The 26,766-nt window shown below is 61.5% G+C and carries 24 protein-coding genes; 11 read left to right on the plus strand and 13 right to left on the minus strand.

Annotation, left to right across the window (positions count from 1 at the left end):
• Window positions 1–12 precede the first annotated feature (12 nt).
• Complete coding sequence (locus AC1RJW_RS27260; RefSeq protein WP_493047682.1) at window positions 13–1,800, minus strand: GMC family oxidoreductase; 1,788 nt, start codon at window positions 1,798–1,800, stop codon at window positions 13–15.
• A gap of 117 nt (window positions 1,801–1,917) precedes the next feature.
• Window positions 1,918–2,610 carry a gluconate 2-dehydrogenase subunit 3 family protein gene (locus tag AC1RJW_RS27265; RefSeq protein ID WP_475415121.1) on the minus strand — a complete coding sequence of 231 codons (693 nt, stop codon included), beginning with the start codon at window positions 2,608–2,610 and terminating at the stop codon, window positions 1,918–1,920.
• A 230-nt stretch (window positions 2,611–2,840) separates the two neighbouring features.
• On the opposite strand from AC1RJW_RS27265, the gene AC1RJW_RS27270 reads away from it, so the two are divergent.
• Window positions 2,841–3,404 carry a TetR/AcrR family transcriptional regulator gene (locus tag AC1RJW_RS27270; protein ID WP_493047683.1) on the plus strand — a complete coding sequence of 188 codons (564 nt, stop codon included), beginning with the start codon at window positions 2,841–2,843 and terminating at the stop codon, window positions 3,402–3,404.
• Window positions 3,405–3,460: 56 nt separating this feature from the next.
• Window positions 3,461–4,387, plus strand: coding sequence for an aldo/keto reductase (locus AC1RJW_RS27275; RefSeq protein ID WP_475415123.1), 927 nt, complete (start codon window positions 3,461–3,463; stop codon window positions 4,385–4,387).
• Between the two features lie 137 nt (window positions 4,388–4,524).
• On the opposite strand, the gene pssA is transcribed toward AC1RJW_RS27275, so the two are convergent.
• The gene (gene pssA, locus AC1RJW_RS27280) at window positions 4,525–5,295 is read right to left on the minus strand and encodes a CDP-diacylglycerol--serine O-phosphatidyltransferase (protein ID WP_414654702.1); all 771 of its coding nucleotides are present in this window, start codon (window positions 5,293–5,295) and stop codon (window positions 4,525–4,527) included.
• Between the two features lie 222 nt (window positions 5,296–5,517).
• Between pssA and AC1RJW_RS27285 the strand changes: the two genes are divergently transcribed.
• On the plus strand, window positions 5,518–6,468 hold the full coding sequence (locus AC1RJW_RS27285) for a CAP domain-containing protein (RefSeq protein ID WP_475415124.1): 951 nt from the start codon (window positions 5,518–5,520) through the stop codon (window positions 6,466–6,468).
• 104 nt (window positions 6,469–6,572) lie between these two features.
• Window positions 6,573–7,208, plus strand: a complete 636-nt coding sequence (locus AC1RJW_RS27290; protein WP_493047684.1) for an Hpt domain-containing protein — start codon at window positions 6,573–6,575, stop codon at window positions 7,206–7,208.
• A 3-nt stretch (window positions 7,209–7,211) separates the two neighbouring features.
• Here AC1RJW_RS27290 and AC1RJW_RS27295 read toward each other — a convergent pair whose 3' ends face one another.
• The 7 genes from AC1RJW_RS27295 to rpmH form a co-directional block, all read right to left on the minus strand.
• A complete protein-coding gene (locus AC1RJW_RS27295; protein ID WP_493047685.1) occupies window positions 7,212–7,409 on the minus strand; it encodes a hypothetical protein in 198 nt (65 codons plus the stop codon).
• A 92-nt stretch (window positions 7,410–7,501) separates the two neighbouring features.
• Window positions 7,502–7,807, minus strand: a complete 306-nt coding sequence (locus AC1RJW_RS27300; protein WP_493047686.1) for a hypothetical protein — start codon at window positions 7,805–7,807, stop codon at window positions 7,502–7,504.
• A 10-nt stretch (window positions 7,808–7,817) separates the two neighbouring features.
• On the minus strand, window positions 7,818–9,197 hold the full coding sequence (gene mnmE, locus AC1RJW_RS27305) for a tRNA uridine-5-carboxymethylaminomethyl(34) synthesis GTPase MnmE (protein ID WP_493047687.1): 1,380 nt from the start codon (window positions 9,195–9,197) through the stop codon (window positions 7,818–7,820).
• 184 nt (window positions 9,198–9,381) lie between these two features.
• Window positions 9,382–11,109, minus strand: a complete 1,728-nt coding sequence (gene yidC / locus AC1RJW_RS27310) for a membrane protein insertase YidC (protein ID WP_326456747.1) — start codon at window positions 11,107–11,109, stop codon at window positions 9,382–9,384.
• An 11-nt stretch (window positions 11,110–11,120) separates the two neighbouring features.
• The gene (gene yidD / locus AC1RJW_RS27315; protein ID WP_034754335.1) at window positions 11,121–11,381 is read right to left on the minus strand and encodes a membrane protein insertion efficiency factor YidD; all 261 of its coding nucleotides are present in this window, start codon (window positions 11,379–11,381) and stop codon (window positions 11,121–11,123) included.
• Entirely contained in the window at window positions 11,378–11,830 is a 453-nt protein-coding gene (gene rnpA, locus AC1RJW_RS27320) for a ribonuclease P protein component (RefSeq protein WP_076569540.1), read from the minus strand. Before rnpA ends, yidD begins: the two co-directional genes overlap by 4 nt.
• A gap of 8 nt (window positions 11,831–11,838) precedes the next feature.
• Window positions 11,839–11,973 (minus strand): 50S ribosomal protein L34, encoded by a 135-nt coding sequence (rpmH, locus tag AC1RJW_RS27325; RefSeq protein ID WP_010401996.1) that lies wholly within the window; start codon window positions 11,971–11,973, stop codon window positions 11,839–11,841.
• Window positions 11,974–12,486: 513 nt separating this feature from the next.
• Between rpmH and dnaA the strand changes: the two genes are divergently transcribed.
• The 5 genes from dnaA to AC1RJW_RS27350 all read left to right on the plus strand — a co-directional run bounded on the left by dnaA (window position 12,487) and on the right by AC1RJW_RS27350 (window position 20,243).
• Entirely contained in the window at window positions 12,487–13,881 is a 1,395-nt protein-coding gene (gene dnaA, locus AC1RJW_RS27330; protein WP_070224767.1) for a chromosomal replication initiator protein DnaA, read from the plus strand.
• 274 nt (window positions 13,882–14,155) lie between these two features.
• A complete protein-coding gene (gene dnaN, locus AC1RJW_RS27335) occupies window positions 14,156–15,262 on the plus strand; it encodes a DNA polymerase III subunit beta (protein ID WP_034754341.1) in 1,107 nt (368 codons plus the stop codon).
• A 152-nt stretch (window positions 15,263–15,414) separates the two neighbouring features.
• A complete protein-coding gene (gene gyrB / locus AC1RJW_RS27340) occupies window positions 15,415–17,913 on the plus strand; it encodes a DNA topoisomerase (ATP-hydrolyzing) subunit B (RefSeq protein ID WP_493047688.1) in 2,499 nt (832 codons plus the stop codon).
• 143 nt (window positions 17,914–18,056) lie between these two features.
• A complete protein-coding gene (locus AC1RJW_RS27345; RefSeq protein WP_493047689.1) occupies window positions 18,057–18,977 on the plus strand; it encodes a bifunctional helix-turn-helix transcriptional regulator/GNAT family N-acetyltransferase in 921 nt (306 codons plus the stop codon).
• 204 nt (window positions 18,978–19,181) lie between these two features.
• Window positions 19,182–20,243 (plus strand): GGDEF domain-containing protein, encoded by a 1,062-nt coding sequence (locus AC1RJW_RS27350; protein WP_493047690.1) that lies wholly within the window; start codon window positions 19,182–19,184, stop codon window positions 20,241–20,243.
• On the opposite strand, the gene AC1RJW_RS27355 is transcribed toward AC1RJW_RS27350, so the two are convergent.
• Window positions 20,222–20,590, minus strand: coding sequence for a hypothetical protein (locus AC1RJW_RS27355; RefSeq protein WP_493047691.1), 369 nt, complete (start codon window positions 20,588–20,590; stop codon window positions 20,222–20,224). The two genes, AC1RJW_RS27350 and AC1RJW_RS27355, sit on opposite strands and share 22 nt — an antisense overlap.
• A 123-nt stretch (window positions 20,591–20,713) precedes the next feature.
• Between AC1RJW_RS27355 and AC1RJW_RS27360 the strand changes: the two genes are divergently transcribed.
• Both AC1RJW_RS27360 and AC1RJW_RS27365 read left to right on the plus strand, forming a co-directional pair.
• Complete coding sequence (locus AC1RJW_RS27360) at window positions 20,714–21,724, plus strand: hypothetical protein (protein WP_493047692.1); 1,011 nt, start codon at window positions 20,714–20,716, stop codon at window positions 21,722–21,724.
• A 162-nt stretch (window positions 21,725–21,886) separates the two neighbouring features.
• Window positions 21,887–23,038, plus strand: coding sequence for an AI-2E family transporter (locus tag AC1RJW_RS27365; protein WP_493047693.1), 1,152 nt, complete (start codon window positions 21,887–21,889; stop codon window positions 23,036–23,038).
• A gap of 1 nt (window position 23,039) precedes the next feature.
• On the opposite strand, the gene AC1RJW_RS27370 is transcribed toward AC1RJW_RS27365, so the two are convergent.
• Together AC1RJW_RS27370 and AC1RJW_RS27375 are read right to left on the minus strand one after the other, a co-directional pair.
• Window positions 23,040–24,773 carry a methyl-accepting chemotaxis protein gene (locus tag AC1RJW_RS27370; protein WP_493047694.1) on the minus strand — a complete coding sequence of 578 codons (1,734 nt, stop codon included), beginning with the start codon at window positions 24,771–24,773 and terminating at the stop codon, window positions 23,040–23,042.
• A gap of 350 nt (window positions 24,774–25,123) precedes the next feature.
• Window positions 25,124–26,746: a toxin-antitoxin system YwqK family antitoxin gene (locus AC1RJW_RS27375; RefSeq protein ID WP_493047695.1), complete on the minus strand. Its 1,623-nt coding sequence runs from the start codon at window positions 26,744–26,746 to the stop codon at window positions 25,124–25,126.
• Window positions 26,747–26,766: the final 20 nt, after the last annotated feature.

Genomic DNA, 26,766 nt, shown 5'->3' on the forward strand with positions numbered 1-26,766 from the left:
TCTTGTTCTTTATCAAGCGACCAGGGGACGGGGATCTTTCAGGTATTGCTCGCGGATGGCCTTGGCCGACCAGTAGGTCAGCGCGCAAGCGAGGCCCGTCGGGTTGTAGCCGATGCCGACCGGGAACACGCTGGAGCCGACGGCAAACACGTTGTGCACGTCCCAGCTTTGCAGGTAGCGGTTGACGACGCTGGTCTTGCGGTCCGCGCCCATGGCCGTGCCGCCCGCCCAGTGCGTGGTCTGGTAATTGCGCAAGTCGAGGTGGTCGCCCACGCTCTTGACGGATACCTTGATCGATTCCGGATTCATGGCTTCGGCCACCTTCATCATCTTGTCGGTGACGAAACGGCTCATCTTGATGTCGTTTTCCTTCCAGTCGAAGGTAAAGCGCAGCAATTGCTGGCCATACTTGTCCGTGTAGGTGGGGTCGAGGTCGACATAGCAGTCGCGGTAAGTCATGTTGGCGCCGTGGCAGTCGAACGAGACCGTGTTCAAATAGCTCTTCTTGACGGCCTTTTTCCAGGCAGAACCCCAGGCGGGCGTGCCGTCCGGCGTGGCGATGCCCGAGATCGGCTTGGAGCCGGCCGGGTTGCACCAGGCGGGCGAGCCGCCCACGAAGCCCAGCGGGCCATGGTCGAAATTGTCGCCATTCCAGTCATCGAGCGCGACACCGGTGCCGCCGGCGCCGATGAAGGGATTCGTGTTCGTGTCTTCCTTGAAGAAAGTCTGGATGGTGGACATCATCTGGTAGGCGATATTGCGCCCCACCACGCCTTCATTGCTGACGGGGTCGTATGGCTTGCCGATGCCCGACAGCAGGAACAGGTGCGCATTGTTGTAGGCAAACGCACTGGCGATGACCAGGTCGGCCGGCTGCTCGACGGCCTTGCCGTCCGCATTGATATAGGTCACACCCGTGGCGCGTTTCTTGCTGCCGTCGAGGTTGATACGCACGACGTTGCAGTTGGCGCGCAGCTCGAAGTTCGCCACCATGCGCAGGGCCGGCATGATGTTGACGTTGGGCGACGCCTTGGAATAGTTGTAGCAGGCGTAGCCGGAGCAGAAACCGCAGAAGTTGCACGGGCCCATCTGGCAGCCGTACGGGTTCGTGTACGGGCCGGACGCGTTCGACGAGGCGTTGACGAACGGGTGGTAGCCGACGGCCTTGGCCGCGCGGCGGAACAATTCTGCCGTGTACGGCACTTTTTGCGGTGCCAGCGCGTAATTGTCGGAGCGGTCGCCCTCGAACACATTGCCGTCGCCGACGACGATGCCGTTGACTTTATATGCCTGGCCCGAGGTGCCGAAGACTTTCTCGACGAAATCGAAGTGCGGCTCCAGCTCGGCGTAGGTCACGCCAAAGTCCTGGATCGTCATGCCTTCGGGAATGAATTTCTTGCCATAGCGGCGTTCGTAGTGGCTGCGGATCTGCAGCTCTTCCGGCAAGACGCGCCAGTGCATGCCCGACCAGTGCAAGCCCGCGCCGCCCACGCCCGTGCCCGGCTTGAAGGCGCCGATCTGGCGGTACGGCACGGCCACGCCCGTGATGCTGTGGCGGAAGGTGAACGTGCTCTTCGACATGTCCTGGAACAGCTTGCTGCGCTGGATATACGTCAGCTCGTCGAGGGTCTTCGGATACGCGCCGTCGGGATAGGTGTCGCGGTACTCGCCCCGTTCCAGCGCGACCACGTTCAGGCCCGCTTCCGTCATTTCCTTGGCCATGATGGCGCCGGTCCAGCCGAAGCCCACAATCACGGCATCGACAGGCTTCATTTTTACATCGGGTTTGATATCACTCATGATGGTTTTTCTTTTTCTTTGATCTGCTACGAATAACTGAAAAGGTTCAGGGCAAGGCGCATTGCCGCAGGCAGTACGCTAGTACGACCAGGCAGTGCAACGCCGCCATGGACGTTTTCAGGCGATGGATACTGGAGGCAACGGGTATTTCTTGCCATACTGTTCCACCCAGTCCATGTAGTCGGCGCGGGCGCCAGGAAAGCCCACCATCTTCCAGGCCAGCATGTCCTTGTTACCGCCGTGCACGGGGTCGCAAAAATAACCTTCGCGCGTGTTTTGCAGCAGCTGGTTGAAAAAGATTTTCGACGGCACTGCGCCGATGTCCAGGGTGCCCTTTTGCAATTGCGTGATGACGGCGTCGCGCTCGGCCGCGTTCAGCTGGACGAAAGGCTTGCCGGACTGCTTGTTGACGGCCGCATTCACGCCGGCCAGGGCGCTCTGGTACAGCTCGCGCGGCGCCATGTGGAACTGGTAGCCGAACTGTTCGATCGAGGGCACGAACGGCCCCTGCATGTACCACAGCGCGCCATACGCGTAAGGCGTGTTCATCTGCGAATCGATGAATTCATGCGCGCCCGATTCCAGCGCGCCCGGCCCTTCGCCGTCGGCGGGAATCAGCCGGTCGACCAGCGCCGTCAAGGTGGCCCATTCGGTGGCGTCGAAAAAGCGCGGCTTATAGGCCGGCTGGTCTTTGGAGACGGCCATGGCCAGGCCGCCGCCGGCGCCGGCCAGCAAGGCCACGGCAGGCGCGGCGCCGACGGCCTTGCGCAAGAAGTTACGCCGGTGGGGCGAAATCCCGATGATTTTCATAGGTTGTCCTCAGGCGGCGCGAGCCGCCACAGTGATGGATGTGGGAGTCAGAAAGAAAATGCGGGCACGCGCCGCTGAGATGGCAGATTTCACGTAGAGATGGCTGGGGTATCGCGGCGCGGCGCATCCGCCTGTCGGTTAATTGATCAAGATGATTGACAAGCGGTAGCTTTGCATTTACGGTGCGCATCGTACCATAATTAAAAGAAACATTCAGAGACAGGTGAGACGTGACTACAAAAGAGGCGCCGGTGCGTGGCCGCCCGCGCAAGGCGGGCGTGGAAGATGCGGTACTGGAAGCGATCGTCATGCTGGTGCGCCAGCATGGACTGGAGGCGGTGACGATACAGATGGTGGCCGACGCTGCCGGCGTGGGACGCCAGACGATCTACCGGCGCTGGCCGCGCCGCGAAGACATGCTGCTCGACGCGCTCGTCAAGCGCACGGCGGAAAAGCTGCAGCGCGCGCTCGACATGCCGGACGGCCAGGAAATCGAGGCGATCTGCGCGCGCATCTTCGACAACCTGAACGCCGATGGCCGCTTCACCTGCGATCTCTTGGTGCTGATCCACAATGATGCGGCGGCGCAACTGCGCTTTCGCGAGCAGATCGTCGCGCCGTGGATCACCCTGGTGGTGCAGCGCCTGGTCAACATCGGCGTGCGCGCCGATCTCGACCTGCGCCTGTTCGCCTTCATGCTGCAATCGGCGCTCGTGTACCAGATGCAACTGGGCGGCCAGCTCGACGATGCCCTGCAGAAGCGTTGCTGCCGCTTTATCCGCAGCATGCTGTAGATTAGCTGGCTATAATCGTGGCGAGTCCCATCACGTCACCATCAGAAAGCCAGCCCATGAGCCATGTATTTCCCGCCAGCCTGCAAGCGCCGCGCAGCCGTTTAAGCAGCAACGGTCCCGAACTGTCGCGCATCGTCGCCGGCATGTGGCGCATCGGCGAGTGGAATATGTCGGCGCAGCAGCGTTTGAGCTTCATCGAGCAATGCCTGGCGCTGGGCGTATCGAGTTTCGACCATGCCGATATCTATGGCGATTACAGCGCCGAAGGACTGTTCGGCGAAGCGCTGGCCCTGCAGCCGGGCTTGCGCGACAAGATGGAGCTGGTCAGCAAGTGCGGCATCAAGCTGCTCTCGCCGCACCGTCCCGGTCACGCCATCCAGCATTACGACACGAGCGCGGCGCACATCACCAGTTCCGTGGAACACAGCTTGCGCCAGTTGCAGACGGACCGCCTGGACCTGCTGCTGATCCACCGCCCCGACCCGCTGATGGATTTCGACGAAATCGCCGGCGCGTTTACCCAGCTACGGCAAGCGGGCAAGGTGCTGCACTTTGGCGTGTCGAATTTCAGCCGCCACCAGTTCGAATGCCTGCACCGGCGCTTCCCGCTGGTGACGAACCAGGTGGAATTTTCGCCGCTGCACGTGGCGCCCCTGTTCGACGAAACCTTCGACGGCTTGCAGGACGTGGGGGTGGCGCCGATGATCTGGTCGCCGCTGGCGGGCGGGCGCCTGTTCCAGGGCGGCGATGCGAATGTGGAGAACTTGCGTAATGTCATCAAGCAGATCGCCGACCAGCTGCAGCGCCCGTTTGCCAGCGTGGTGTTTGCGTGGATCATGCAATTGCCGAGCCGCCCCCTGCCGCTGACGGGCACGGGACGCATCGAAGCGGTGGGCGTGGCCGTGGAAGGCACACAGTTCACGCTCAGCCGCAGCGACTGGTTCGCCATCCTGCGCGCCGCGCGCGGGCACGAGGTCGCTTAACACTTAGAAGGTCTAACAACCGTAGCGAGCGGCAGCGAGTTGTGGCGGAGAAGCGCAGCTGTGCGAATACACGGGGACGCCGAGTCAGTGAGCATCGCAGGCCGCAAATCGCGACGCGCAGTAGGTTTTTAGGCGTTCTAGTCTATCTCGTCCGGGTCGTTGAACACTTGAGGTAGCGCAATGCCGCGCCAGCCCAGGTGCCACGCCAGGTTCAACGCCAGGGTGGCGGCGATGTAGACGGCGAAGAACAGTGCGAAGAAACTGGTCTTCAGCCACACCAGCAGGGCGATGGCGACGATCAGCACCAGCAGCGCGGCCAGGCTTTTCTTTTGCTTGGAGCTGGGGAAACGCAAGGTCGACACCATCAGACTGCCCACGCCGACCAGCAGCAGCATCAGCAGATAGCTGTGCAGCATGGAATCGATGGGCGCAGGCCACGCCACCACCACGGCCGCCACGCAGGCGGCGCCGGCCGTGATCGGCATGCCGACGAAATACAGGGGATCGGTGCGCCCCACATTCACATTGAAGCGCGCCAGACGCATGGCGCCGCACGCGACAAAGAAGAAGCTGGCCATGCCGCCAAAGCGCAGCAGCAGCGGATCGTGCACGCCCATCTGCACAAAACCATAGCAATACAACAAGACGGCCGGGGCGCAGCCGAAATTCATCACGTCAGCGATGGAATCGAGCTGCACGCCGAACTGCGAGCTGGTCCCCGTCAGCCGGGCCACATAGCCGTCGAGCGCATCGAACACGCCGGCGAGCACCAGCAGCGCCGCCGCCAGGCGGTAGGCGTCCGCATCGCCGACTCCGGCGTTATCGACGGAAATGACGATGCTGGCAAAACCGCACGCTATCGAAAGCAAAGTCACCATGCTGGGCAAGGCGTATTTGGCGCGCTGCAGGCGCGACTTGGGCAATGTGTTCAAATTATGGGCAATCAAAGTAGCGGGATGAGGCAATGCAGCGGCAAACACTGCGCTACGCTCATTCTACCCTGCGCAGCGGCGGCACCGTCCCCGCACGAGCGCGACATATCTTTTCATCGATGCTCTACGCGCTATCAAAATACCTTAGAATCGTTTTACAGGGCAGCACGCTGTCCGCCCACCTATACAGGAGTCGACTTGATTGCCTCGTCACTGCGTTGGAAATACTGGATACCCGCCCTGCTGAGCGCAGCCCTGCTGAGCGCCTGTGGCGGCGGCAGCGATAGCGGCAATACGTCGCTGAGCACCTCGACCCCGGCCGGGCAACTGACGCAGGAGCCGGGCGCTCCCGTCCTCAGCAACAATATCGCCACCGATGGTTTCAACTGGTTCAATTACCGGCGCAGCCAGATCGGCCTGTCGCCGCTGGTGCGCAATAGCCTGATCGACAGCGCGGCCCTGGGCCATTCCAGCTATCTCAATCTCAACAGTACGGTGGCGCACGAGCAGGTGCAGGGCAAGCCCGGCTTCACGGGCGTCAAACTGGGCGACCGGCTGGCCAAGGCCGGCTACGTCGTCACCTCGCTGCAGGGCGAAGTCATCGCCGGCGCCAGCAACACGTCCGGTTTTTACCTGGCCGAAGAGCTGGTCACGGCCATCTATCACCGCTTCGTCATTTTCGAGCCGCTGTTCAAGGAAGGCGGCGCGGGCGCGGCCGTCAGCGGCAGCGGCTATGCGTATTTCACCACCGACCTGGCCGGCAACCGCAGCTATGGCCCGGGGCTGGCGGCGGGACAGATCGTCACCTATCCCTACAGCGGACAGCAGAAGGTGGCCGTCAGTTTCTCCAGCGATAACGAATCGCCCGATCCCGTGCCGAACCAGGACGTGGTCGGCTACCCGATCAGCGTGCATGCCAACTACGGCACGCCCGTCAGCGTGACGGCATTCAGCGTGCGCCAGCGCGGCGCCGCCACGGACCTAGCCGTGCGCCTGCTCACCAGCAGCAACGATGTGCATACGCCCGTTTCGGCCGCGTCCATCATCCCGCTGGCGGCCTTGAACGCGAACACCAGCTATGACGTGAGTTTCATCGGCAAAGTCAATGGCGCGGACGTCACGCAGAGCTGGTCATTCAGCACGCGCTAGGGCAGCTCGCCTTGCCAAGCGGGCGCAGCATCGAGGACGACTGGATGTAAAATAGCTGTTCCTGCTTTACAGCAATTGACAAGTTTTGGGGCGCTCTGCACAGCATGCTGAAACCACACGCCACTTGCGATGATGATGCCGCCGTTGCGGCATCCGACATGGTCCGCATTCTCGACGTCGAGAACGGACTGGGCCGCATCATGGGCGACCGCATCCTGTACCTGAAAATCCTGCGCCGCTTCCTGCATGACCACGGCACCACGCCGTGCCAGATCCGTGCCGAATTCGACACGGGCAACTACGCTTCCGCGCGCCTGAAGGCGCATACCCTGAAAGGCGCCGCCGGCATGATCGGCGCGCGCCACGTGCACGGCCTGGCGGCAACCCTGGAGTCGGCACTGCGCGCGCAGGCGCCCGACCTGGCCCAGCAGATGCTGCAGCTGGAACTGGCACAGGATCAATTGCTCGGCGCGGTCAGCAGCATGCTGGGCACGCCGGAAGCAACCCACACGGCGGCGCAGGACGTGGCGCCCGACCCGGCCGCGCCCGCCATCCAGCTGCTGCTGGCGCGCCTGGCCAGCCATCTGCGCGAAGGCGACGGCGCCGCCATCGACATCCTGGAAAACTCGGCCAGCCTGCTGGCCGCCAGCCTGGGCGTGAACGCCTACCAGGAAGTGGCAGCCGCCGCGCACGAGTTCGATTTCGACGGCGCCCTGGCGGCCCTGCTGCGGCGCCGCTAGCGCTCAGCTGTTGAACTGCGCCTCTTCCGCATACGCCACGCAACAACTCTTGCAACAGAAACGGCGCACGGCATCGAGCGGCTTGTCGCAGTACCAACATGCGCCTTTCGGCGGCAGCACTGCGATCAATTGCGACAGGGAAGGCAATGGCGGCGCCGCCATCCCCCTGCTTTCCACGACTTCCGGCTGTTCGCTGTCCATGGCGCTTCCTTTCCTGGCGGCACTTCAAGGCCGCTCAGCAAGATTACGTCAGCGCAGTTTGGACTCCATGATAATTCTCAACGGGGCAGATGCTAGCTTGACTTCCGGTAGCTGCGCACCGCGTCATTGGCCTGTTCGTCTATAATTTTTTGCAACTTCGGCTGCCCCGCATACTTGGCGGAGAGCCGCTTCCACTGCCGTTGCGCCTGCCCGCACGATTGCTCGACGGCCTGCGTGATCTCGCGCTGGCGCGCCTTGTCGTTGTCATCCCATTCGCCGGCGAAATGCTCGCACATCTCGGCATTTTCGGCGAACTGCGCCACGTCTTTCGGCAGTTTTTCCTGCGCCCCAGCCAGCAGGGGCAAGCAGGCGAACATGACGGCGAGCACCAGCTTCATCCGATTCTCCTTATTTGCCGATGCAGAAACGGCTGAAGATCACGCCCAGCAGATCGTCCGGCGAAAACTCGCCCGTGATGCTCGAGAGCTGCACCTGCGCCAGGCGCAGCTCTTCGGCAAACAGGTCCAGCGACTGGTCATCCTGCGCCGCATGCGCGGCGGCGATATCCAGATGCTTGCCGGCCGACTTGAGCGCGATCAAATGACGTTCACGCGCCAGGTACAGCGATTCGCCCGTCTGCTGCCAGCCGGCTATACGCAAGAGCTCGGCACGCAGCAGATCGATGCCGATGTGCTCGTGCGCCGACAGATACACGTGGGTGGCATCGGGCAAGCTGTCGACGCCGGGCTTGTGGCCGGAGAGATCGATCTTGTTCCACACGCGCACCACGGGCACGCCTTCCGGGAAGGCGGCGACGATGGTTTCATCGGCCAGCGTGGGGCCATGATCTGCGTCAAGCAAGTGCAAAATCACGTCCGCCTTGCCGATCTCGCCCCAGGTGCGCTCGATGCCGATGCGCTCGACGGCGTCGATGGTGTCGCCCGCGCTGCGGATGCCGGCCGTGTCGATGATGTTGAGCGGAATGCCCTCGATCTGGATGGTTTCGCTGACCTTGTCGCGCGTGGTGCCGGCGATCGGCGTCACAATCGCCACGTCGGCGCCCGCCAGCGCGTTCAGCAGCGACGATTTCCCCACGTTCGGCTGGCCGGCCAGCACCACGTTCAGGCCTTCGCGCAGCAGCGCGCCCTGCGCCGCCTGCGCAAACACTTTATGCAGGGCTGCGATGACGGCTTTTAATTGACCGCGCGCATTCGATTTTTCCAGGAAGTCGATTTCCTCCTCCGGGAAGTCCAGCGTCGCCTCGACCAGCATCCTTAAACCCGTCACCTGTTCCACCAGCGCGTGGATGGTGTTGGAAAACGCGCCCGACAGCGATTGCGAGGCGGACTTGGCGGCCGCTTCCGTGGAAGCGTCGATCAGGTCGGCCACGGCTTCGGCTTGCGCCAGATCAAGCTTGTCATTCAAAAACGCCCGGCGCGTGAATTCGCCCGGTTCGGCCAAGCGCAGGCCGCTGTCCTTGCCCGCTTCCAGCACGCGCGCCAGCAGCAACTGCAGCACGATGGGGCCGCCGTGGCCCTGCAATTCCAGCACGTCTTCGCCCGTGTAGGAATGCGGGCCCTTGAAGTGGATGGCGATGCCCTGGTCGATGATGCTGCCATCGGCTTCCGTGAACGGCAGGTAGGTGGCGTGGCGCGGTTTCAGTTGCTGCGCGCCAAACAGGGCCGTCATCAAGGGTGCGAGATTTTTGCCGGAGGCGCGTACCACGCCGATGCCGCCGCGCCCGGGGGCGGTGGCGATGGCGGCGATAGGGGAAGAGTCGAGTTTCATGGCGTAATTGTAGTGTATTCGGGGAAGGCTGCAGGGGCCGCGCTATTGTCAGCGACAAACCGGTGCACATGCAGGGGTCGCTCAGTGGAAAGCCGACAAAACCCACTTTTTTGCCATCGGACCCAGTCGGTCCGATGGCAAAAAAAAGCCCGCGCGAGGCGGGCTTTCTGTTCGCTGGCCGGAATTACTTGGCGGCTGGCGCGTATTTCTTGGTGATCACCCATTGCTGGCCGATCGACAGGACGTTGTTGACGACCCAGTAGAGTACCAAGCCCGACGGGAAGAAAAAGAACATCACCGAGAATGCCAATGGCATGAACAGCATCATCTTCGCTTGCATCGGATCGGCCGGGGCCGGGTTCAGCTTGGTCGTGATGTACATCGAAATCGCGTACAGCACGGGCAGGATGCACCATGGGTCATGCTGGGCCAGGTCGGTGATCCAGCCGATCCATGGCGCGCCGCGGATTTCCACGGACGCGTTCAGCACCCAGTACAGGGCGATAAAGACGGGCATCTGGATCAAAATCGGCAGGCAGCCGCCCAGCGGATTGATCTTTTCCGTCTTGTACAGCTCCATCGTGGCCTGGTTCATCTTTTGCGGATCGCCTTTGTAGCGCTCGCGGATCGCCTGCATCTTCGGCGTGACCAGTTTCATCTTGGCCATGCTGCGGTAGCCGGCGGCCGACAGGGGGAAGAACGCCAGCTTGATCAGGATCGTGAAGGCGATGATGGTCCAGCCCCAGTTACCGAGCACGCTGTGGATGTGTTCCATGACCCAGAAGATCGGCTTGGCGATGATGGTCAGCCAGCCGTAATCCTTGACCAGTTCCAGGCCAGGGGAGACATTTTCCAGCAGGTGCGCGATTTGCGGACCCGAGTACAGCTTGCTGTCCATGCTGGCCGTGGCGCCTGGCGCCAGGGTAGGCAATGGCAGCACGTTGCCGATGGCGTACAGGTTGGTGCCGAGCTTTTTCGTGAAGATATCGCGCTTGGCGTTTTCAGGCGGAACGAAAGCCGACACGAAGAAGTGTTGCGAAATCGCAAACCAGCCGCCATTCGCCGTGGCCGGATGCAGGCCCTTCATGGCGTTGTCGTTGCCCTTCTTCTCGTCTTCCACGGCCGCTTTTTCGATTTTCTCGAACGTCAGCTTCTGGTACTTGTCTTGCGGCGTGTACAGGGTCGGGCCCGTGAAGCTGCTGTTGAAGAACGAGTCGCCGACCGGCTTGTTGCCGTCATGCGTCAGTTGCAGATACAGCTGCGGCGTAACAGGGGCCGCGCCCACGTTGGCCACGTCGTGGCGCACGTCGATGACGTAGTCGCCGCGCTTGAACGTAAACGTCTTGGTCAGCTTGACGCCGCCTTCGACCGCTTCCATCACCAGTTGCACTTGCTTGCCGTCACCGAGGGTGCGTACGCCAGGCTGCACGGTGAAACCGCTCGCGTGGGTGGGGAACGGACCGCCGACCAGGCCCGACTGCGCCAGGTAGGTGTGGTTCGCGCCTTCGTCGAACAGCACTTCGTTTTGCTTGCCTTCGTCAGGCTGGCACCATTTGAACAGGCCGAAGCAGCCGCCGAACCAGCCCGGATTGCCCGCGCCCTTGAATTTCAGCAATTCCAGACGCTTGACCTGGCCGCCCAGGGTGTCGATGTCGACCTTGATGACGTCGGTGGTGATGGTAATCACTTCGCGCTTGAACGCGGCGGGATCGGTCGCTTCGCCAGGCACGGCGGTTGCGCCGGCGGGCGCCAGGGCGGCCGTCTTGGCCGGGGTGACAGGCGCCTTGGCGGTTTGTTCCGTGTTCGCGGAGAACATCGACGGCTTGCCGTTCGAGATCATCCATTCGTTCCAGAGAATTACCAGCGAGACGGAAAACACGATCCACAGGATGGTACGTTTATTGATATCCATTAGGGTATTTGTCAGGAGTGGTTGCAACCGCAAGCGGTCGTTGAAGATTGTTTGCCATCGGCCGGCGGCACCGGGTCGACGCCCCCTTCATTCCAGGGGTGGCAACGGCACAGGCGCTTGGCAGCCAGCAGGCTGCCCTTGGCCGTACCGTGCACGCGCAGCGCTTCCATCGCGTAATGCGAACAGCTCGGATAGAAACGGCAATTCTGTCCCAGCATGGGGCTGATCAGCAACTGATAAGCGCGCAGCAGGAACAGCAGCAGGGTTTTCATGGCGCGGATGGTGGTGGCGCAGCAACAGAGCGGGCCTGGGCGGCGATTTGCGCCGCGAACAGGCGGCTCAATTCTTCACGCAGCTCGGCTTTGAGCTTGCTCGTGGTGGCCGGGCCATCCTTGCTGTTGACGGCGCGCGACAAACGCACCACGCAATCGACCGGCGGCATCGCACTGTTGCGAAACAGCTCGCGCGTGACGCGCTTGATCGTGTTGCGGGTCGCCGCGCGCGGCGCGAAACGCTTGGCCACAACGACGCCCAGCCGCGCATGCGGCAATTGATTGTGTCGGGTGTACAGCACAAAATGCGCTGTTTTTTGCGAAGGGCGCAAACGAAAAACGGATGAAAATTCATCCGTTTTAACGATACGCCGAAAGCGCGCGAAGTCGTGTGAACCTTCGCGTTGATTGCCGACTGGAGTACAGCTAGCCACGCGATCAGCTGTCAACGACAAGCCTAGACGGCCAGACGTTTGCGGCCCTTTGCGCGACGTGCGTTGAGCACATCACGGCCACCACGGGTAGCCATACGAGCGCGGAAGCCGTGCGTACGCTTGCGGCGAACGACGGAAGGTTGGTAAGTACGTTTCATGTTGGTCTCGCTAAAAACAAAAAAAATGCAAAATCGGGTCTGACGTCCCGTCAGTTTTTGGTGCCAATGACAATCGCGCACTTATGCCAAGGCACAAGCTGGCCAATCTCATCGCCCGCTTAATCCACGCTTAGTCCATATTGTCGTTCCAAATGAATAAACACGGAATACGGGCGGGGAACCCTGAATTATTCAGCATATGCCCCCCTCTTGTCAAGGATTGCCGTGATCGCCTGGAAATTTGCGCGCCGCTCCCCATCTGCCGGCAAGGCCCCGCCACAGGCCGCGCCAGCACTGCCTGTGACGGGATAACCGGGGGATAAGTCGCCTCTTATGCACATGGCGCCCCACCCCGCCACAGAAAAATAAGCGTCGTGCCTGTGGATAACTTTGTCAGTCGGGAGTAGAATAGCGCGTTACGTGTGGCGAGCCCTCGCGCGACGCCGGCCTTGCAACACGGTGAACGCAGGGCAGAATCGATACGCCCTCCCACACCTTTTCACATAGACATACATGGATAATTTCTGGCAGGCCTGTTCCGCGCAGTTGGAACTGGAGCTGACACCGCAACAATTCAGTGCGTGGATCAAACCGCTTATCCCTCTCGATTACGAAGAGGGCAAGCTGCGCATTGCTGCGCCCAATCGCTTCAAGCTCGATTGGGTCAAGACCCAGTTCGCCAGCCGCATCACTGCCCTGGCTATACAGTACTTCGAAGCGCCGACGGAAGTGCAGTTCGTGCTCGACCCGCGCCTGGCCCTGCCGAAAAAGCCAGTCACCGCCAGCACCCCGGCCAGCGATCCGAATGGCGGCGCGCCCAGCGCGCGCCCGGCGGAACCGCAGCCGAGCGTGCCGGAACTGAGCATCGGCGCCGCGCCGCGCCGCGAGCAGAGCCGCATCAACACCGACCTGACCTTCGACAGCTTCGTGACCGGTAAGGCCAACCAGCTGGCGCGTGCCGCCGCCATCCAGGTGGCGAACAATCCGGGCGTGTCGTATAACCCGCTGTTCTTCTACGGCGGCGTCGGCCTGGGCAAGACCCACTTGATCCACGCCATCGGCAACCAGGTAATGGCCGACAACCCGGGCGCGAAGATCCGCTACATCCACGCAGAACAGTACGTTCGCGACGTAGTGACCGCTTACCAGCGCAAGGGTTTCGACGATTTCAAGCACTATTATCACTCGCTCGACATGCTGCTGATCGATGATATCCAGTTCTTTGGTGGCAAGAGCCGCACGCAGGAAGAGTTTTTCTATGCGTTCGAGGCGTTAATTGCCGCGAAGAAACAGATCATCATCACCTCGGATACCTATCCGAAGGAAATCACGGGCATGGACGACCGCCTGATTTCGCGCTTCGACTCGGGCCTGACGGTGGCCATCGAACCGCCGGAACTGGAAATGCGCGTGGCGATTCTGTTGAAAAAAGCCAAGCAGGAAGGCGTGACCTTCTCCGACGACGTGGCCTTCTTTGTCGCCAAGCACCTGCGCTCGAACGTGCGCGAGCTGGAAGGCGCGCTGCGCAAGATCCTGGCGTATTCACGCTTCCATGGCAAAGACATTACCATCGATATCGTCAAGGAAGCCCTGAAGGACTTGCTGTCGGTGCAAAACCGCCAGATTTCCGTGGAAAACATCCAGAAAACGGTGGCCGACTTCTTCAATATCAAGGTTGCCGACATGTATTCGAAGCGCCGCCCCGCGAATATCGCCCGGCCGCGCCAGATCGCCATGTACCTGGCCAAGGAATTGACACAGAAGAGCCTGCCGGAAATCGGCGAGCTGTTCGGCGGCCGCGACCACACCACGGTGCTGCATGCCGTGCGCAAGATCGCGCTGGACCGTACCAAGAATCCGGAATGCAACCATGAATTGCATGTACTGGAACAAACCTTGAAGGGTTAAGAACACCTGACCAAACCTGCTGCGCGTCGCGCTTTGCGGCCTCCGATGCTCACTGTGCTAAAGCACAGCTCCGCGTCTCGGCCACAACTCACTGCCGCTCGCTACGGTTTTGTCAGGCGTTGCAAGCACGACTGGGCAAGACTGGCTCAAAACGTGCTTTACCCTTATTATCTGGGAGGGCGCCGCAGCCGGTCTGTCGGGGCTCCCTATGGCAAGAATTGTTAAATTAATACGTTAAACGTCGTACTGTTCAACCTATACATTGAGGATAAATATGCAATTGGTCAAAACCACCCGAGATACCCTTCTCCGGCCACTGCAGATCGTGAGCGGTATTGTCGAGCGTCGGCACACTATGCCGATTCTGGCCAATATCCTCATCCGCAAAGACGGTGAAAATGTCTCCTTCCTGTCGACCGACACCGAAGTGCAGATCACCACGCACGCGGAAATCGGTTCCGGCGCGGACGTCACCGGCACCACCGTGGCCGCGCGCAAGCTGCTCGACATCCTGCGCGCCCTGCCCGAATCGGGCGACGTCACGATGACCCTGCTCAACAAGCGCCTGACCGTGCAAACGGGCAAGTCGCGCTTCGCGCTGCAAACCCTGGCGGCGGAAGAGTTTCCAACCGTGCAACAAGCGGAAAGCTACAACGCGTCCGTCACCCTGCCCCAGAAAACGCTGAAACACCTGTTCAACATGGTGCATTTCTCGATGGCGCAGCAAGACATCCGCTATTACCTGAACGGCTTGCTGCTGGTTCTGGATGGCAATAATGTCATCGCCGTGGCCACCGACGGCCACCGCCTGGCATTTTGCCAGGTCGCCACCGAGCAGACGTTCGCGCGCCAGGAAGTGATTATCCCGCGCAAGACCATCATCGAACTGCAGCGCCTGCTGGAAGAGAACGATGAGCCGGTGCAACTGGACATCGCCGCCAACCAGGTGAAACTGACCTTTGCCGACATCGAGCTGATCTCGAAGCTGGTGGAAGGCAAGTTCCCCGACTACACGCGCGTGATTCCTAAAGGCTACAAAAACGACTTCACCATCGGCCGCGATGAACTGCTGCGCTCGCTGCAACGTGCCGCCATCATGACTAGCGACAAGTTCAAGGGCGTGCGCTGCATCATCACCCCGGGCAGCATGAAGATCAGCTCGACCAATGCGGACCAGGAAGAAGCCGTCGAAGAACTGGAAATCGACTACGGCGGCGACTCCGTCGACATCGGGTTCAACGTGACGTATCTGCTGGACGTGCTGAACAACCTGAAATGCGAATACGTCAACATCGCGCTGGGCGACTCGAATTCGTCCGCCCTGATCTCCATCCCGGACAATGCCGACTTCAAGTATGTCGTCATGCCGATGCGGATCTAAAGACCACAGCAGTGACGTAGGTCGGATGAGCGCAGCGTCATCCGACATGCTGAGCGCCGTCTGTCGGGTTACGCCGTTCCGGCTAACCCGACCTGCGGCCATCAGCCAGCAGCCCCGAATCAATCAGCAATCGTTATTTGAGAAAGCAGTCCATGTCCGAGAATCCACAAGACACCCCGATCCAGGCCAAAACGGAAGAATACGGCGCCGCCTCCATCCAGATCCTGGAAGGCCTGGAAGCCGTACGCAAACGCCCGGGCATGTACATTGGCGACACCTCGGACGGCACCGGCTTGCACCATCTGGTATTCGAAGTGCTGGACAACTCCATCGATGAATCGCTGGCCGGCCATTGCACGGAAATCCACGTCACCATCCACAGCGACAATTCGATCTCGATCACCGACAATGGCCGCGGCGTGCCAACCGGCCTGAAAATGGACGACAAGCACGATCCGAAGCGTTCGGCGGCGGAAATCGTCATGACCGAACTGCACGCGGGCGGCAAGTTCGACCAGAACTCCTATAAAGTATCGGGCGGTTTGCATGGCGTGGGTGTGTCCTGCGTCAATGGTCTGTCGAAATTGCTGAAATTGACCATCCGCCGCGATGGCAAAGTGCACCACATGGAATTCGTGCGCGGCGTGCCGCAGGACCGCCAGATCGTCATGGTGGGCGACATCGCGACGTCCCCGATCAAGGTCATCGGCGAAACGGACAAGCGCGGCACCGACGTGCATTTCTGGGCCGACGAAGAGATTTTCACGCACGTGGAATTCCACTACGAAATCCTGGCCAAGCGCATCCGCGAACTGTCCTTCCTGAACAATGGCGTCAACATCAAGTTGTCGGACCAGCGCACGGGCAAGGAAGAAGTCTTCGCCTTCGAAGGCGGCACGCGCGGCTTCGTCGAATACATCAACAAGGCCAAGTCGGTCTTGCACCCGACCATTTTCCAGGCCACGGGCGAGCGCATGTCGGACCAGAACACGAACATCTCGGTCGACGTGTCGATGCAGTGGAACGATGCCTACAATGAACAGGTGCTGTGCTTTACGAATAACATCCCGCAACGCGACGGCGGTACCCACCTGACGGGCTTGCGCGCTGCCATGACGCGCGTGATCAACAAATACATCGATGAACACGAGTTCGCCAAGAAGGCGAAAGTGGAAATCAACGGCGACGACATGCGCGAAGGCCTGACCTGCGTCTTGTCCGTGAAAGTGCCGGAGCCGAAATTCTCGTCGCAGACGAAGGACAAGCTGGTGTCGTCGGAAGTACGCGGCCCGGTGGAAGAAATCGTCGCCAAGACGCTGGCAGATTACCTGCAGGAAAAACCGAACGACGCCAAGATCATTTGCGGCAAGATCGTCGAAGCGGCACGCGCCCGTGAAGCGGCCCGCAAGGCCCGCGACTTGACGCGCCGCAAAGGCATCATGGACGGCCTGGGCCTGTCGGCCAAGCTAGCCGACTGCCAGGAAAAAGACCCCGCCCTGTGCGAACTGTACATCGTCGAGGGTGACTCGGCAGGCGGCTCGGCAAAACAGGGGCGCGACCGCAAGTTCCAGGCGATCCTGCCGCTGCGCGGTAAAGTCTTGAACGTGGAAAAAGCCCGTTTCGAGAAAATGCTGTCGTCGGAGCAGATCACCACCCTGATCGCCACCCTCGGCACCTCGATCGGACCGGACGAATTCAACGTCGAGAAACTGCGCTACCACCGCATCATCATCATGACCGATGCGGACGTCGACGGCGCCCACATCCGTACCCTGCTGCTGACCCTGTTCTACCGCCAGATGCCGCAACTGGTCGAGCGCGGCCACATCTACATCGCGCAACCGCCGCTGTACAAGGTAAAAGCGGGCCGCGACGAGCGCTATCTGAAAGATGACGCCGAAGAAGCCAGCTACATGATGACAGTGGCGCTGAACACGGCCGTGCTGGTGCCGCGCACAGGCGCGGAAGGCATTTCCGGCGAGACCCTGACGGAACTGGTGCGCAAGTTCAACCTGTCGAACACCATCATGACGCGTCTGACGCGCGTCATCGACCGCGCCGCCCTGACGGCCATCATGACGGGCGTGCAGCTGGACCTGTCGACCCTGGACCTGGCGGAAGCGTCCGCCCTGGCCCTGCAGACGGCCATCAACGACAGCGCCGTGAAAGTGCATGTGCGTTCCGACGACTTGTCGGAAAAACACAAGCTGCACATCGAACGCATGTACCACGGTAACGTCAAAGTGACGGCCATCGACGCCGACTTCGTGCAAGGCCCGGACTACGCCGTGCTGAGCAGCGGCGCCGCCACCTTCGAAGGCCTGATCGGCGAAGGCGCGTTTGTCCGCCGCGGCGAAGGCGAGCGCATGAAGGAAATCGCCGTGGTCGACTTCCACCAGGCCATGCAATGGCTGCGCGACGAAGCCGAACGCACCGTCTCGAAACAGCGCTACAAAGGTCTGGGCGAAATGAACCCGGATCAATTGTGGGAAACGACGATGGACCCGACCGTGCGCCGCCTGTTAAAAGTGCAGATCGAAGACGCCATTGCGGCGGACCAGATCTTCACGACCTTGATGGGCGACGACGTGGAACCACGCCGCGCCTTCATCGAAAACAACGCGCTGCGCGCGGGCAATATCGACGTGTAAGCCAGCTTGCTGGTTTGCGTTGCAGCCAAGGCGGCCCTCTCGGGGCCGCTTTTTTTATACGCGCCAAAATCCTGCCCTTGCATTGACATGATTGCTAAAAGCAAGCAATAATCTGCCATAAGCAAGCAAATAGAGGCCCCAACATGCATACGGACCAGCTCGGCGAACGCACGGAGATCGTGCGCCGTTTTAATCGTTTTTATACGCGCCAGATTGGCGTGCTGCATGAACACCTGCTGGACAGCGCATTCTCTCTGACGGAAGTGCGCATCCTGTATGAACTGGCGCACCGGGAGCAATTGACCAGTGCGGACCTGTGCCGCGAGCTGGGCTTGAATGCGGGCTATCTGAGCCGGGTGATTGCCGGGTTCGAAAAGCAAGGGCTGATCGCCAAGACGCGCTCGCCGACGGATGCGCGCGCCACGCAATTGCAGCTGACCGAACAGGGGCAAAGCACTCTCGCGCCCCTGGTCGAGGCATCGCGGCGCGAAGTGGCGGCCATGCTGGAGCGCTTGCCGCCGACGGCGCAGCAGGAGTTGGTCGCTGCCATGGAGCAAATCCAGGGCTTGCTGGGGGAGCCATCGCCCAGCTATATCCTGCGCAATCCGCAGCCGGGCGACATGGGCTGGATCATCCACCGGCAAGCCGTGCTGTACGCACAGGAATATGGCTGGAACAACGAGTACGAGGCACTCGTTGCCGAGATCCTCGCCAAATTCGTGCGGGAATTCAATCCTGCCCGTGAACGCTGCTGGATCGCCGAGAAGGACGGCAAGGTGATCGGTTCCGTCTTCATCGTGCGCCAGGACGACACGACGGCCAAGCTGCGCCTGCTGTACGTCGATCCCTGCGCGCGTGGCCTGGGTATCGGCAGCCGCCTGGTCGATGAATGCCTGCGCTTCAGCCGCCAGGTCGGCTATACGAAAATGGTGTTGTGGACCAACAGCATCCTCACCGATGCCCGCCGCATCTACGACAAGGCCGGCTTCCAGCTGGTCGAGGAAGAGGCGCATCACAGCTTTGGCAAGGACTTGATCGGCCAGGTGCTGGCGCGCGACCTGTAAGCAGGCGCTTGCCGGCGCCGGGAATGGAAGCGAGTGTGGCGGCGGCAGGACAGTGGCCGCCAATTTCCTCGCCCATATCACCACTGCCCCCAAGAAACCAGTACACTAGTTCCTGAGCGCAACTAATTTTGTACGCGCGCCATGCCGCCTGCCGTTGCCGGGAGGCGCCCCTGCCGCAAGGCATGTTGTCTCTGGACAAATGCAATGTTCACTTCGCGCAGCCTGTCGCCTGCCTTCTATTACCTGTTCTTTTCAGGAGAACGGGAGCAGCAGCAGCGCTTTTTCAAGGAACTGCATTTCATTTCGATAGCCATCCTGACGTTTGGCCTGGCTTGCTGGCTGGTCACGTTCAGCCTGACCTTGACGCATACCTCGCTCGACCATGCGCAGGCGGCGCTGGGCGTGACGGGCATGCTGGTCGGGCTGCTGCTGACCGTGTATGCGAAGTCCTTGCAGGCGATTATCGCCAGCGGCACCATCAGCGTGCTGTTCATCGGTTTCAGCTTTCGCGTGCTGATGCTGGGCACGGAAGACCCCGCTTTCTGGGTGCTGCCGCTGGGCGTGATGATCACCCTGACGACGGCGCCCATCTTCAGCGGCATTGCGTATTACCTGGGCGTATCGCTGGGCGTGTGGGCCATCCTGGGACTGGGGCAGTTTCCCGTGCATGCGGGCCAGGCCGACCAGCATTGGCCCGTGCTGGCCGTCACCATCAGCGTGATCATCGGCCTGGCGCTGAACATCTATTTTCTCGTCTTGCGCATCCACAACTACCGCGCCCAGCGCGAGCTGGCGACGATGGCCTACAAGGATGGTTTGACCGGGCTCAACAACCGCCGCATGTTTACGCAAAGCGCCCGCGTCCTGCAGCGCACGGCGCGCACGCCCGCGTATTTCCTGATGATCGACATCGACGACTTCAAGCAGATCAACGACGTGCATGGCCATGACGTGGGCGATGAAGTGCTGAAGAGGATCGCCGAGGTGATCGCCGGGCTGTCGGGCGAGCACCTGTGCGGCCGCCTGGGCGGAGAAGAGTTCGCCGTCATTTACCTGGGCGAAAAGAACGCGGCCTGCGCCTTTGCCGCGCAGCTGGTCGATGCCGTCGAGGCGGCTTTCGTGCCGGAACGCAAGGTGTCCGTCAGCATCGGCGTCGCGGAATTGCTCAAGGAAGTCGACTTGTCGCACAGCTACCGGCGCGCCGACGAATCCCTGTACCTGGCCAAGAAGAACGGCAAGAACCGCTACGTGCTCAACGCCGCCTGAACGCCGCCATCCGGCGCCGCGTCGAGCAGCGCCAGCAAGGCTTGCGGCGCAATCTTCCACGGCTCGCGCTGCTCGGGGTCCACCTCGTACCAGCTGTCCTGCGCGCCGATCTTGAGGATGGTCAAGGGAATGTCCTTGCTCTCAAAGAAGGCCAGCATGCGGCGGATCAAGCGGCTCACCTTGGCGTGGTCTTCCTGGTACAAAGAACAGGTATAGAAGCAGCCCTTCTCTCCCATGCGCAATTTCCTGGCCGCGCCGACACGCGATTGGAGCACATACTTGTGCAAGAACTCGGTCACGGCCTCATCGTCAACGGGAATACTGCAGGAAATGGTGATCTTGGCCATGGCAAGCGGGACAGTGATTCAATAGACTAGCTTAGCAGAAAGCTTTTCATTCCTGAAATGCTAAGATCGCGGCGCGCGCATGCCGGCGCCCGGACCGGCATGGCGTCTCGACCAGGATTGCCATTGAACATACGCCTCATTTATCCCCTGCTGTCGCTGTGCGCGGCTCTGGGCACGTCACCGTTTGCGCTGGCGCAAACGCAAGCGACCGAAGACGCCGCCTTCGTGGCCGCCACCGTGCCCGTCTCCGTGCCGTCGCCGCCGCTCAGCCTGAACGAGCATCCGCAAATCCGCGCCGGCGTCTTCAAGCTGCTCGGTTATGCGCGTGGCAACTATACGCAGGGCGATACCCTGATCGCGCTCCAGGTGCTCGACAGCATGCGTTCGCTGCCAGACATCCAGCGCACCATGCTGCCCGACGGGCGTTCGGTGCTGGCGTCCATCAACCCCGACGCACACGGCGCGCAGCGCGCCGCCATGCTGTTCGACCCGCAACGCAAGCTGTTGGCGCTGGCCCTGGTCAACGGCCATTGCCAGGCCGCCATCGGCGATGCCGTGCCCGCCTGCCTGCCGTCCACGCACGCCGTGCTGACGGTGTTTGTACCGCCGGGCGCGGAGGACGAGACGGCCGCGCCGCTGCTCGTGTGGGCGCGGCAGCTGCCGCCCATGCTGGCACAGGCTGCGCCGGAACAGCGGCAAAGCATTGCTGTGGTGGAATACATCACCACGCGGCCCGCCCAGCCCGGCTGGGAGCAGCGCGACCTGCCGCCGGGCTTTCCGCCCAGCTTGCTGCACCTGCTGTTGCCGAACGCGGAATTGACCGGCAGCGCCAGCGGCGGCAAGCTCATCACGCCGGCGGGCCTGGCCGGTTTGCCCATGCGCACGCCCACGGAAGCGACCGAGGCCGGTGACGAGCCCATGCCCGATGCCAGCATCACCCTGCGCAGCTATGCCGATTTCCACTGGGTGCTCAATACCTATGCCAAGCTGGCCAAGGGCGCGCAAGTGAAGGGCCATGATGACAAGGTCGTGTTCACCGGCAGCGATACGAGCGGCCGCTACACGGTGACCCTGCGCGAACCGGGCAAGAAAGACAGCGTGTTCATCACCGTGGCCAGTTGGCGGGCAAAATAAGGAAGGCGAACAGGGGAAAGCATTGCCATTACGCACAAGAGCATGGCATTTTGGCATTTTGCGGTATGATTTCCAGCCGTGCGGCGCGGCCCGATCCCTGCCTTGCCCACCAGCCCTTCAAGCCAGCCACGCTTGCGTAGCATCCTGCCCTAAGGAATTCATATGTTCGGTTTTAACTTGCGCGTCGCCAAGATGGTGTGGACGGCTTTTCTCGTCGCTTTTTTGTTATTCCTCACGTACAAGGTCTCGTCGACCCTGATCGTGGTGGTGTTTGCGGTGTTCTTCAGCTACCTCGTGTATCCGCTGATCGGGCTGCTGGAACGGTACGGGCCGAAGCGCCTGCCGCGCACGGCCAGTATCGGCATCGTCTTCCTGGTGGTGATCTTGCTGGTGGCGGTGCTGGGGTCCATCTTCGGGGCGCGCATCGAGGAAGAGGCGATCAAGCTCAGCGATCAATTGCCGACCTTGCTCAAGGGGAATAATTTTGCCGAACGCATCCCCTTGCCGGAATTCATGGAACCGTTGCGCGCGCGCCTGCTGTCGTTCATGCAGACGCAGCTGAGCAGCGGTACGGGACAAGCCATGCCGCTGGCGAAGGAACTGGGCTTGACCGTCATGCATGCGGCAAGCAACCTGATCTATCTGGTGCTGGTGCCCGTGCTGAGCTTTTTGCTGATCAAGGAAGGGCCGGACATGCGCGACGGCTTGCTGTCCCTGCTGAACCGCCCGAACAAGAAGCTCTGGGGCGCCATCATCGATGACCTCGACATCCTGCTGTCGCGCTATGTGCGCGCCCTGCTGTTGTTGTCGATTGCCACGTTTGTGTCCTACAGCATTGCCTTTTCCCTGATGGGCGTGCCGTACAGCCTGCTGCTGGCCGGCGCGGCCGCCTTGCTGGAATTCATCCCGTTTGCCGGTCCGCTGGCGGCCGCCGTCATCGCCGTAGTCGTGGCCGGTTTCAGCGGCTTCGAGCACGTGTTCTGGCTGATCGGCTTTATCGCCGCCTACCGTTTGTTCCAGGATTACGTGGTCAACCCGTACCTGATGAGTGAAGGCGTGGAAGTGAGCCCGCTGATGGTGATCGTCGGCTTGCTGGCCGGCGACCAGCTCGGCGGCGTGGTGGGCATCTTCCTGTCCGTGCCCGTGATGGCGGCCATCAAGATCGTCTTCGTGCGCGCGCGGGCAGCCTTGCAGGCGCGCCACGATGCACTGGAGAAAGCGGAACAGGCGGCAGAGGAAGCGCGCGCCCAGGCCCTGGCCGAGGCGGCGCGATTGCAGGAACAGGGCAGCAAGGCCACCCTGCCGGCGCAGTAACTTAAAACTCTTCCCACTCGCCGCTGTTATCGGCGGCAGGCTTGGCGGGGCGCGGCTTGGCTGCTGCGGCAGGTGCAGCCGCGGCGCGGGCCGGCGCCAGGCGCAGCGCCGGGCGTTTCAAGGCCGTGCTGGCGGCGGCCACGATAGGCTTGCGCAAGGCGGGCTTGGCCGCTGCCGGGCCGCTGTGGTTGGCGTCAAGCTTGAAAATGCTGACCATCTCGGCCAGCGCCGCGGCCTGTTCCTGCATCGACTCCGAGGCGGCCGCCGCTTCTTCCACCAGCGCCGCATTCTGTTGCGTCACGGTATCCATTTCCGCCACGGCTTGATTGATCTGGCCGATGCCCAGTTCCTGCTCGCGGCCGGCGGCGCTGATTTCGCCCATGATGTCCGTCACGCGGCGGATGCTGGAGACGATCTCGTCCATCGTCGTGCCCGTCTGGCTGACCAGCGCGCTGCCGGCGCCCACGTTCTGCACCGACGCTTCGATGAGCACCTTGATATCCTTGGCGGCGGAAGCCGAGCGGTGCGCCAGGTTGCGCACTTCCGTGGCGACGACGGCAAAGCCACGGCCCTGCTCGCCGGCGCGGGCCGCTTCCACGGCCGCGTTCAGGGCCAGGATGTTGGTCTGGAAGGCGATGCCGTCGATCACGCCGATGATGTCGGCGATCTTTTTCGACGACTCGCTGATGGTGCCCATGGTATCGACCACTTGCGCCACCAGTGCGCCGCCTTTCACCGCCACGTCCGAAGCGGAAACGGCCAGCTGGTTGGCCTGGCGCGCATTGTCCGAGTTCTGCTTGACGGTCGAGGTCAGCTCTTCCAGCGACGAGGCCGTTTCTTCCAGGCTCGACGCCTGCTGCTCCGTGCGGCTCGACAGATCCAGGTTGCCCGAGGCGATTTCATTGCTGGCCGTGGCGATGGCGCCGCTGCCGTCGCGCACGCCGCGCACGGTGGTCGACAGGCGTTCCTGCATTTTCTGCAAGCCCGTCAGCAAGGCGCCCATCTCGTCGTGGCGCGTGATGACGATGTCGTTGGCCAGGTTGCCGTCGGAAATGGCGCCGAAATGGCGCAGGGCCTGGTCCAGCGGGCCAAAGATGGCACGCAGCAGCAAGATGCTGGAAATAATCGTCAGCAAGGCGCCCACTATCATGCCGCCGATGGCCATGGTCACCTGGGTGTGGTAGCTGGACTGGCTTTCCTCATACATCTTCGCGGCCGAGCTGGCCTGGTATTGCGTCAAGGTTTCGGCAGCCTGGTCCAGGGTGCGGTAAAGCGGCGTCAGCCCTTTCATCATCAAGCCATCCGCTTGCGCGATGTTGCCTTCACGCAAAGCCTTGCTCATGGTCAGCACGCCATTGTTCATGTAATCGCTGCGCTTCTTGTCCATGTCGTCGGACAGGCGCTTTTCTTCCGCGCTTTGCGGCAAGGCCAGGTACACCTTCCACGACTTGTTGGATGCTTCCAGGAATTGTTCCGCGCGGGCCAGGGTATCCTTGGCATCGGGCGCATCCGGGTGCACCATCACGCGGTCCATCGTGAACCGCGCGCGGCCCAGGGCAATTTGCGATTCGCCGATCGCTTGCGTCGATGCCAGTTGATTGCTGTAGACCTCGTTGAGGCTGTTGTTGGCCGATTTCAGGCTGATGATACTCATGACGCCCAGCAAGGCGATCAGCAAGCCCAGCACACTCATGGTGGCAATCAGGCGCATTTTTATTGTTATATTCGACAGCATGCAATTTCCTTGGTAAGGGCGCAACCATGCCTGCGCATGCCGGACGAGATAGCGGCAAACGCCTGATGGGCGGGTCACGTGAATTGTTCAGGGCAGGTCGATACGGCGTGTGCGGCGGCAGGGGGGAAGGCGGCCCGCGCATATCGTCAGGAGTGCAATACAGGGCAACGAGGTCGAGGTTTCCTGTACTTTTAATTTCCTGACTGCAAGATACAGGGAAAGATTACCAGTAGCAACATCCAGCATGGATTTTCACACTTTGTAACAAGCGGATGATGTTTTTTGCGCAGAACTGGCATTCCGCTGACGTGCGAAGTCGCTTGGGAATGCCATTTATGTTAGCCATCTAGTTAATACATGGTTTCTTCGATGAGCTGGCCATCGTCGCGGAAATACTGAAACCGGCCCGTTTTCTTGCCCATGTTGTAGGCACCGATCTGCTTCGGTTTTCCGTTCTGGAAATTCTCGATATTGACGCCATGCAGCACGCCCTGGCGCCAGTTACGGTGAAATTGCGGCAGTTCGCCATCGGGATACAACAGGGTTTCCGCGCCATCGCGCTTGCCGCCGGCAAAGCTGCCCTGGTAACGCCGCTTGCCGTCCGGATAAAAACTTTCCATCGTGCCATCGAGCACACCGAGGCGGTAATGCTCGACCAGTTCCAGCTGGCCGCCGGCCGCATACTGCTCCAGCTTGCCATCGGGTTTGCCATTGAGCATGGTCAACACTTGCCAGCCGCCATCGGGCGTCGCCTTCTTCCACGGTCCCTGCCTGACGTCATCGACATACAGGCCGCCGCCACCGGGTTCGCCCCACTGGCCCTGCTTCTTGCCGTTCACATAACTGCCCTGCCATTGCACCACGCCACCGGCGCGGCGCTCGCTGGGCCCGTCCAGGCGGTCTTTCACGAAATGGTCGTAACCGGTGAAGCTGTGCATGTCCGCTGCGCGCCACTCGGCCACGCCCGGGCGCACTTCCCAGCGCCCCGTGCGCTGGCCTCGCTGCATCATGCCCGTCGTCGTTTCGTCGCCGCTTTCATACGTCCACGGCCCCTCGGCCTTGTCGTCGACAAAGGCGCCGGACGAACGGATGGTGTTCGGCTCCTCGTAATGCCATACGCCGGTGCGCTTGCCCTGCGCATACAAGCCGCGGGCATAAACGCTGCCCACGCAGCAATTCACGTCGTACTCGATGAATGGCCCATCCTGGCTGGCGGCAAAGCGCTGCGGCTGCGTTTCCCAGGTGATCCACTTGACGTGGTAACTGGGCGCGCGGCCCCCTTCCCAGCCCTTGCCCAGCAGATACGTGACGGTCAGATAATGGCCATCCTTTTCCTGGTACGTCTTTTTATAGGCAAACGCGGGCGCTTCCGCCGGTTTGCCCGGCAGTAACTCGCCATCGATATTGAAATAGCCGACCAGGGTGCCGTGCGCATGCTCGATGGCGTCGAACCCGGCCACGCCCGAGGGCGCGTAAGCGATACTGTAATCAATCAGCTGCAAACGGGCCAGCGCGGCGCGCACCTGCGTCTCGTCCATGGTCTTGGCGCCGCGCACGATGGCGTCCAGCGCAGGCTGCAAGGTGGCGACCTTGAACATCTTGCCGCCGCTGCGCTCGTAGCGGTAGGCATGCAAGCCAAAGGGCTGGTCACTGCGCGCGCCACTGCGGCTGAGCACGAACGTGGTTTCGCCTTCGCTGTCGAGGTCAAGCTGGAACACGGCTTCGATGCTGGCCTGACCGTACTTGTCCAGGTTCATGCGTTTTTCACTGATGCTGTTGCACTGGCAGTAGTAGCCGTTGACTTCGCCATTTTCCCGCAGGAAAGCCAGCACCACGCCGCCGTCGCGGCGCTCGACGGCACTGGCGTAAGCCATGGACGCGCTTTCGTAGAAACGCGGCGCGGCCTGGGCCGGCGCCAGGGTGCCCCAGGCCAGCGCCATGGCCATCGTGCTCGTCCAAAATGTTTGCCGCATGTCAACTCCACTGCCGAAAA

This window comes from Janthinobacterium sp. GW822-FHT07A03, from assembly GCF_058798815.1.

What these genes read in the sequence shown, in the direction of transcription:
- AC1RJW_RS27345 (WP_493047689.1), top strand. Translation starts at nt 18,057, where the DNA reads ATGCATACGGACCAGCTCGGCGAACGCACGGAGATCGTGCGCCGTTTT.
- AC1RJW_RS27295 (WP_493047685.1), bottom strand. Translation starts at nt 7,409, where the DNA reads ATGGACAGCGAACAGCCGGAAGTCGTGGAAAGCAGGGGGATGGCGGCG.
- gyrB (WP_493047688.1), top strand. Translation starts at nt 15,415, where the DNA reads ATGTCCGAGAATCCACAAGACACCCCGATCCAGGCCAAAACGGAAGAA.
- AC1RJW_RS27290 (WP_493047684.1), top strand. Translation starts at nt 6,573, where the DNA reads ATGCTGAAACCACACGCCACTTGCGATGATGATGCCGCCGTTGCGGCA.
- yidC (WP_326456747.1), bottom strand. Translation starts at nt 11,109, where the DNA reads ATGGATATCAATAAACGTACCATCCTGTGGATCGTGTTTTCCGTCTCG.
- AC1RJW_RS27355 (WP_493047691.1), bottom strand. Translation starts at nt 20,590, where the DNA reads ATGGCCAAGATCACCATTTCCTGCAGTATTCCCGTTGACGATGAGGCC.
- AC1RJW_RS27265 (WP_475415121.1), bottom strand. Translation starts at nt 2,610, where the DNA reads ATGAAAATCATCGGGATTTCGCCCCACCGGCGTAACTTCTTGCGCAAG.
- AC1RJW_RS27275 (WP_475415123.1), top strand. Translation starts at nt 3,461, where the DNA reads ATGAGCCATGTATTTCCCGCCAGCCTGCAAGCGCCGCGCAGCCGTTTA.
- AC1RJW_RS27370 (WP_493047694.1), bottom strand. Translation starts at nt 24,773, where the DNA reads ATGCTGTCGAATATAACAATAAAAATGCGCCTGATTGCCACCATGAGT.
- AC1RJW_RS27350 (WP_493047690.1), top strand. Translation starts at nt 19,182, where the DNA reads ATGTTCACTTCGCGCAGCCTGTCGCCTGCCTTCTATTACCTGTTCTTT.
- rpmH (WP_010401996.1), bottom strand. Translation starts at nt 11,973, where the DNA reads ATGAAACGTACTTACCAACCTTCCGTCGTTCGCCGCAAGCGTACGCAC.
- AC1RJW_RS27365 (WP_493047693.1), top strand. Translation starts at nt 21,887, where the DNA reads ATGTTCGGTTTTAACTTGCGCGTCGCCAAGATGGTGTGGACGGCTTTT.
- AC1RJW_RS27260 (WP_493047682.1), bottom strand. Translation starts at nt 1,800, where the DNA reads ATGAGTGATATCAAACCCGATGTAAAAATGAAGCCTGTCGATGCCGTG.
- dnaN (WP_034754341.1), top strand. Translation starts at nt 14,156, where the DNA reads ATGCAATTGGTCAAAACCACCCGAGATACCCTTCTCCGGCCACTGCAG.
- AC1RJW_RS27300 (WP_493047686.1), bottom strand. Translation starts at nt 7,807, where the DNA reads ATGAAGCTGGTGCTCGCCGTCATGTTCGCCTGCTTGCCCCTGCTGGCT.
- yidD (WP_034754335.1), bottom strand. Translation starts at nt 11,381, where the DNA reads ATGAAAACCCTGCTGCTGTTCCTGCTGCGCGCTTATCAGTTGCTGATC.
- mnmE (WP_493047687.1), bottom strand. Translation starts at nt 9,197, where the DNA reads ATGAAACTCGACTCTTCCCCTATCGCCGCCATCGCCACCGCCCCCGGG.
- AC1RJW_RS27375 (WP_493047695.1), bottom strand. Translation starts at nt 26,746, where the DNA reads ATGCGGCAAACATTTTGGACGAGCACGATGGCCATGGCGCTGGCCTGG.
- dnaA (WP_070224767.1), top strand. Translation starts at nt 12,487, where the DNA reads ATGGATAATTTCTGGCAGGCCTGTTCCGCGCAGTTGGAACTGGAGCTG.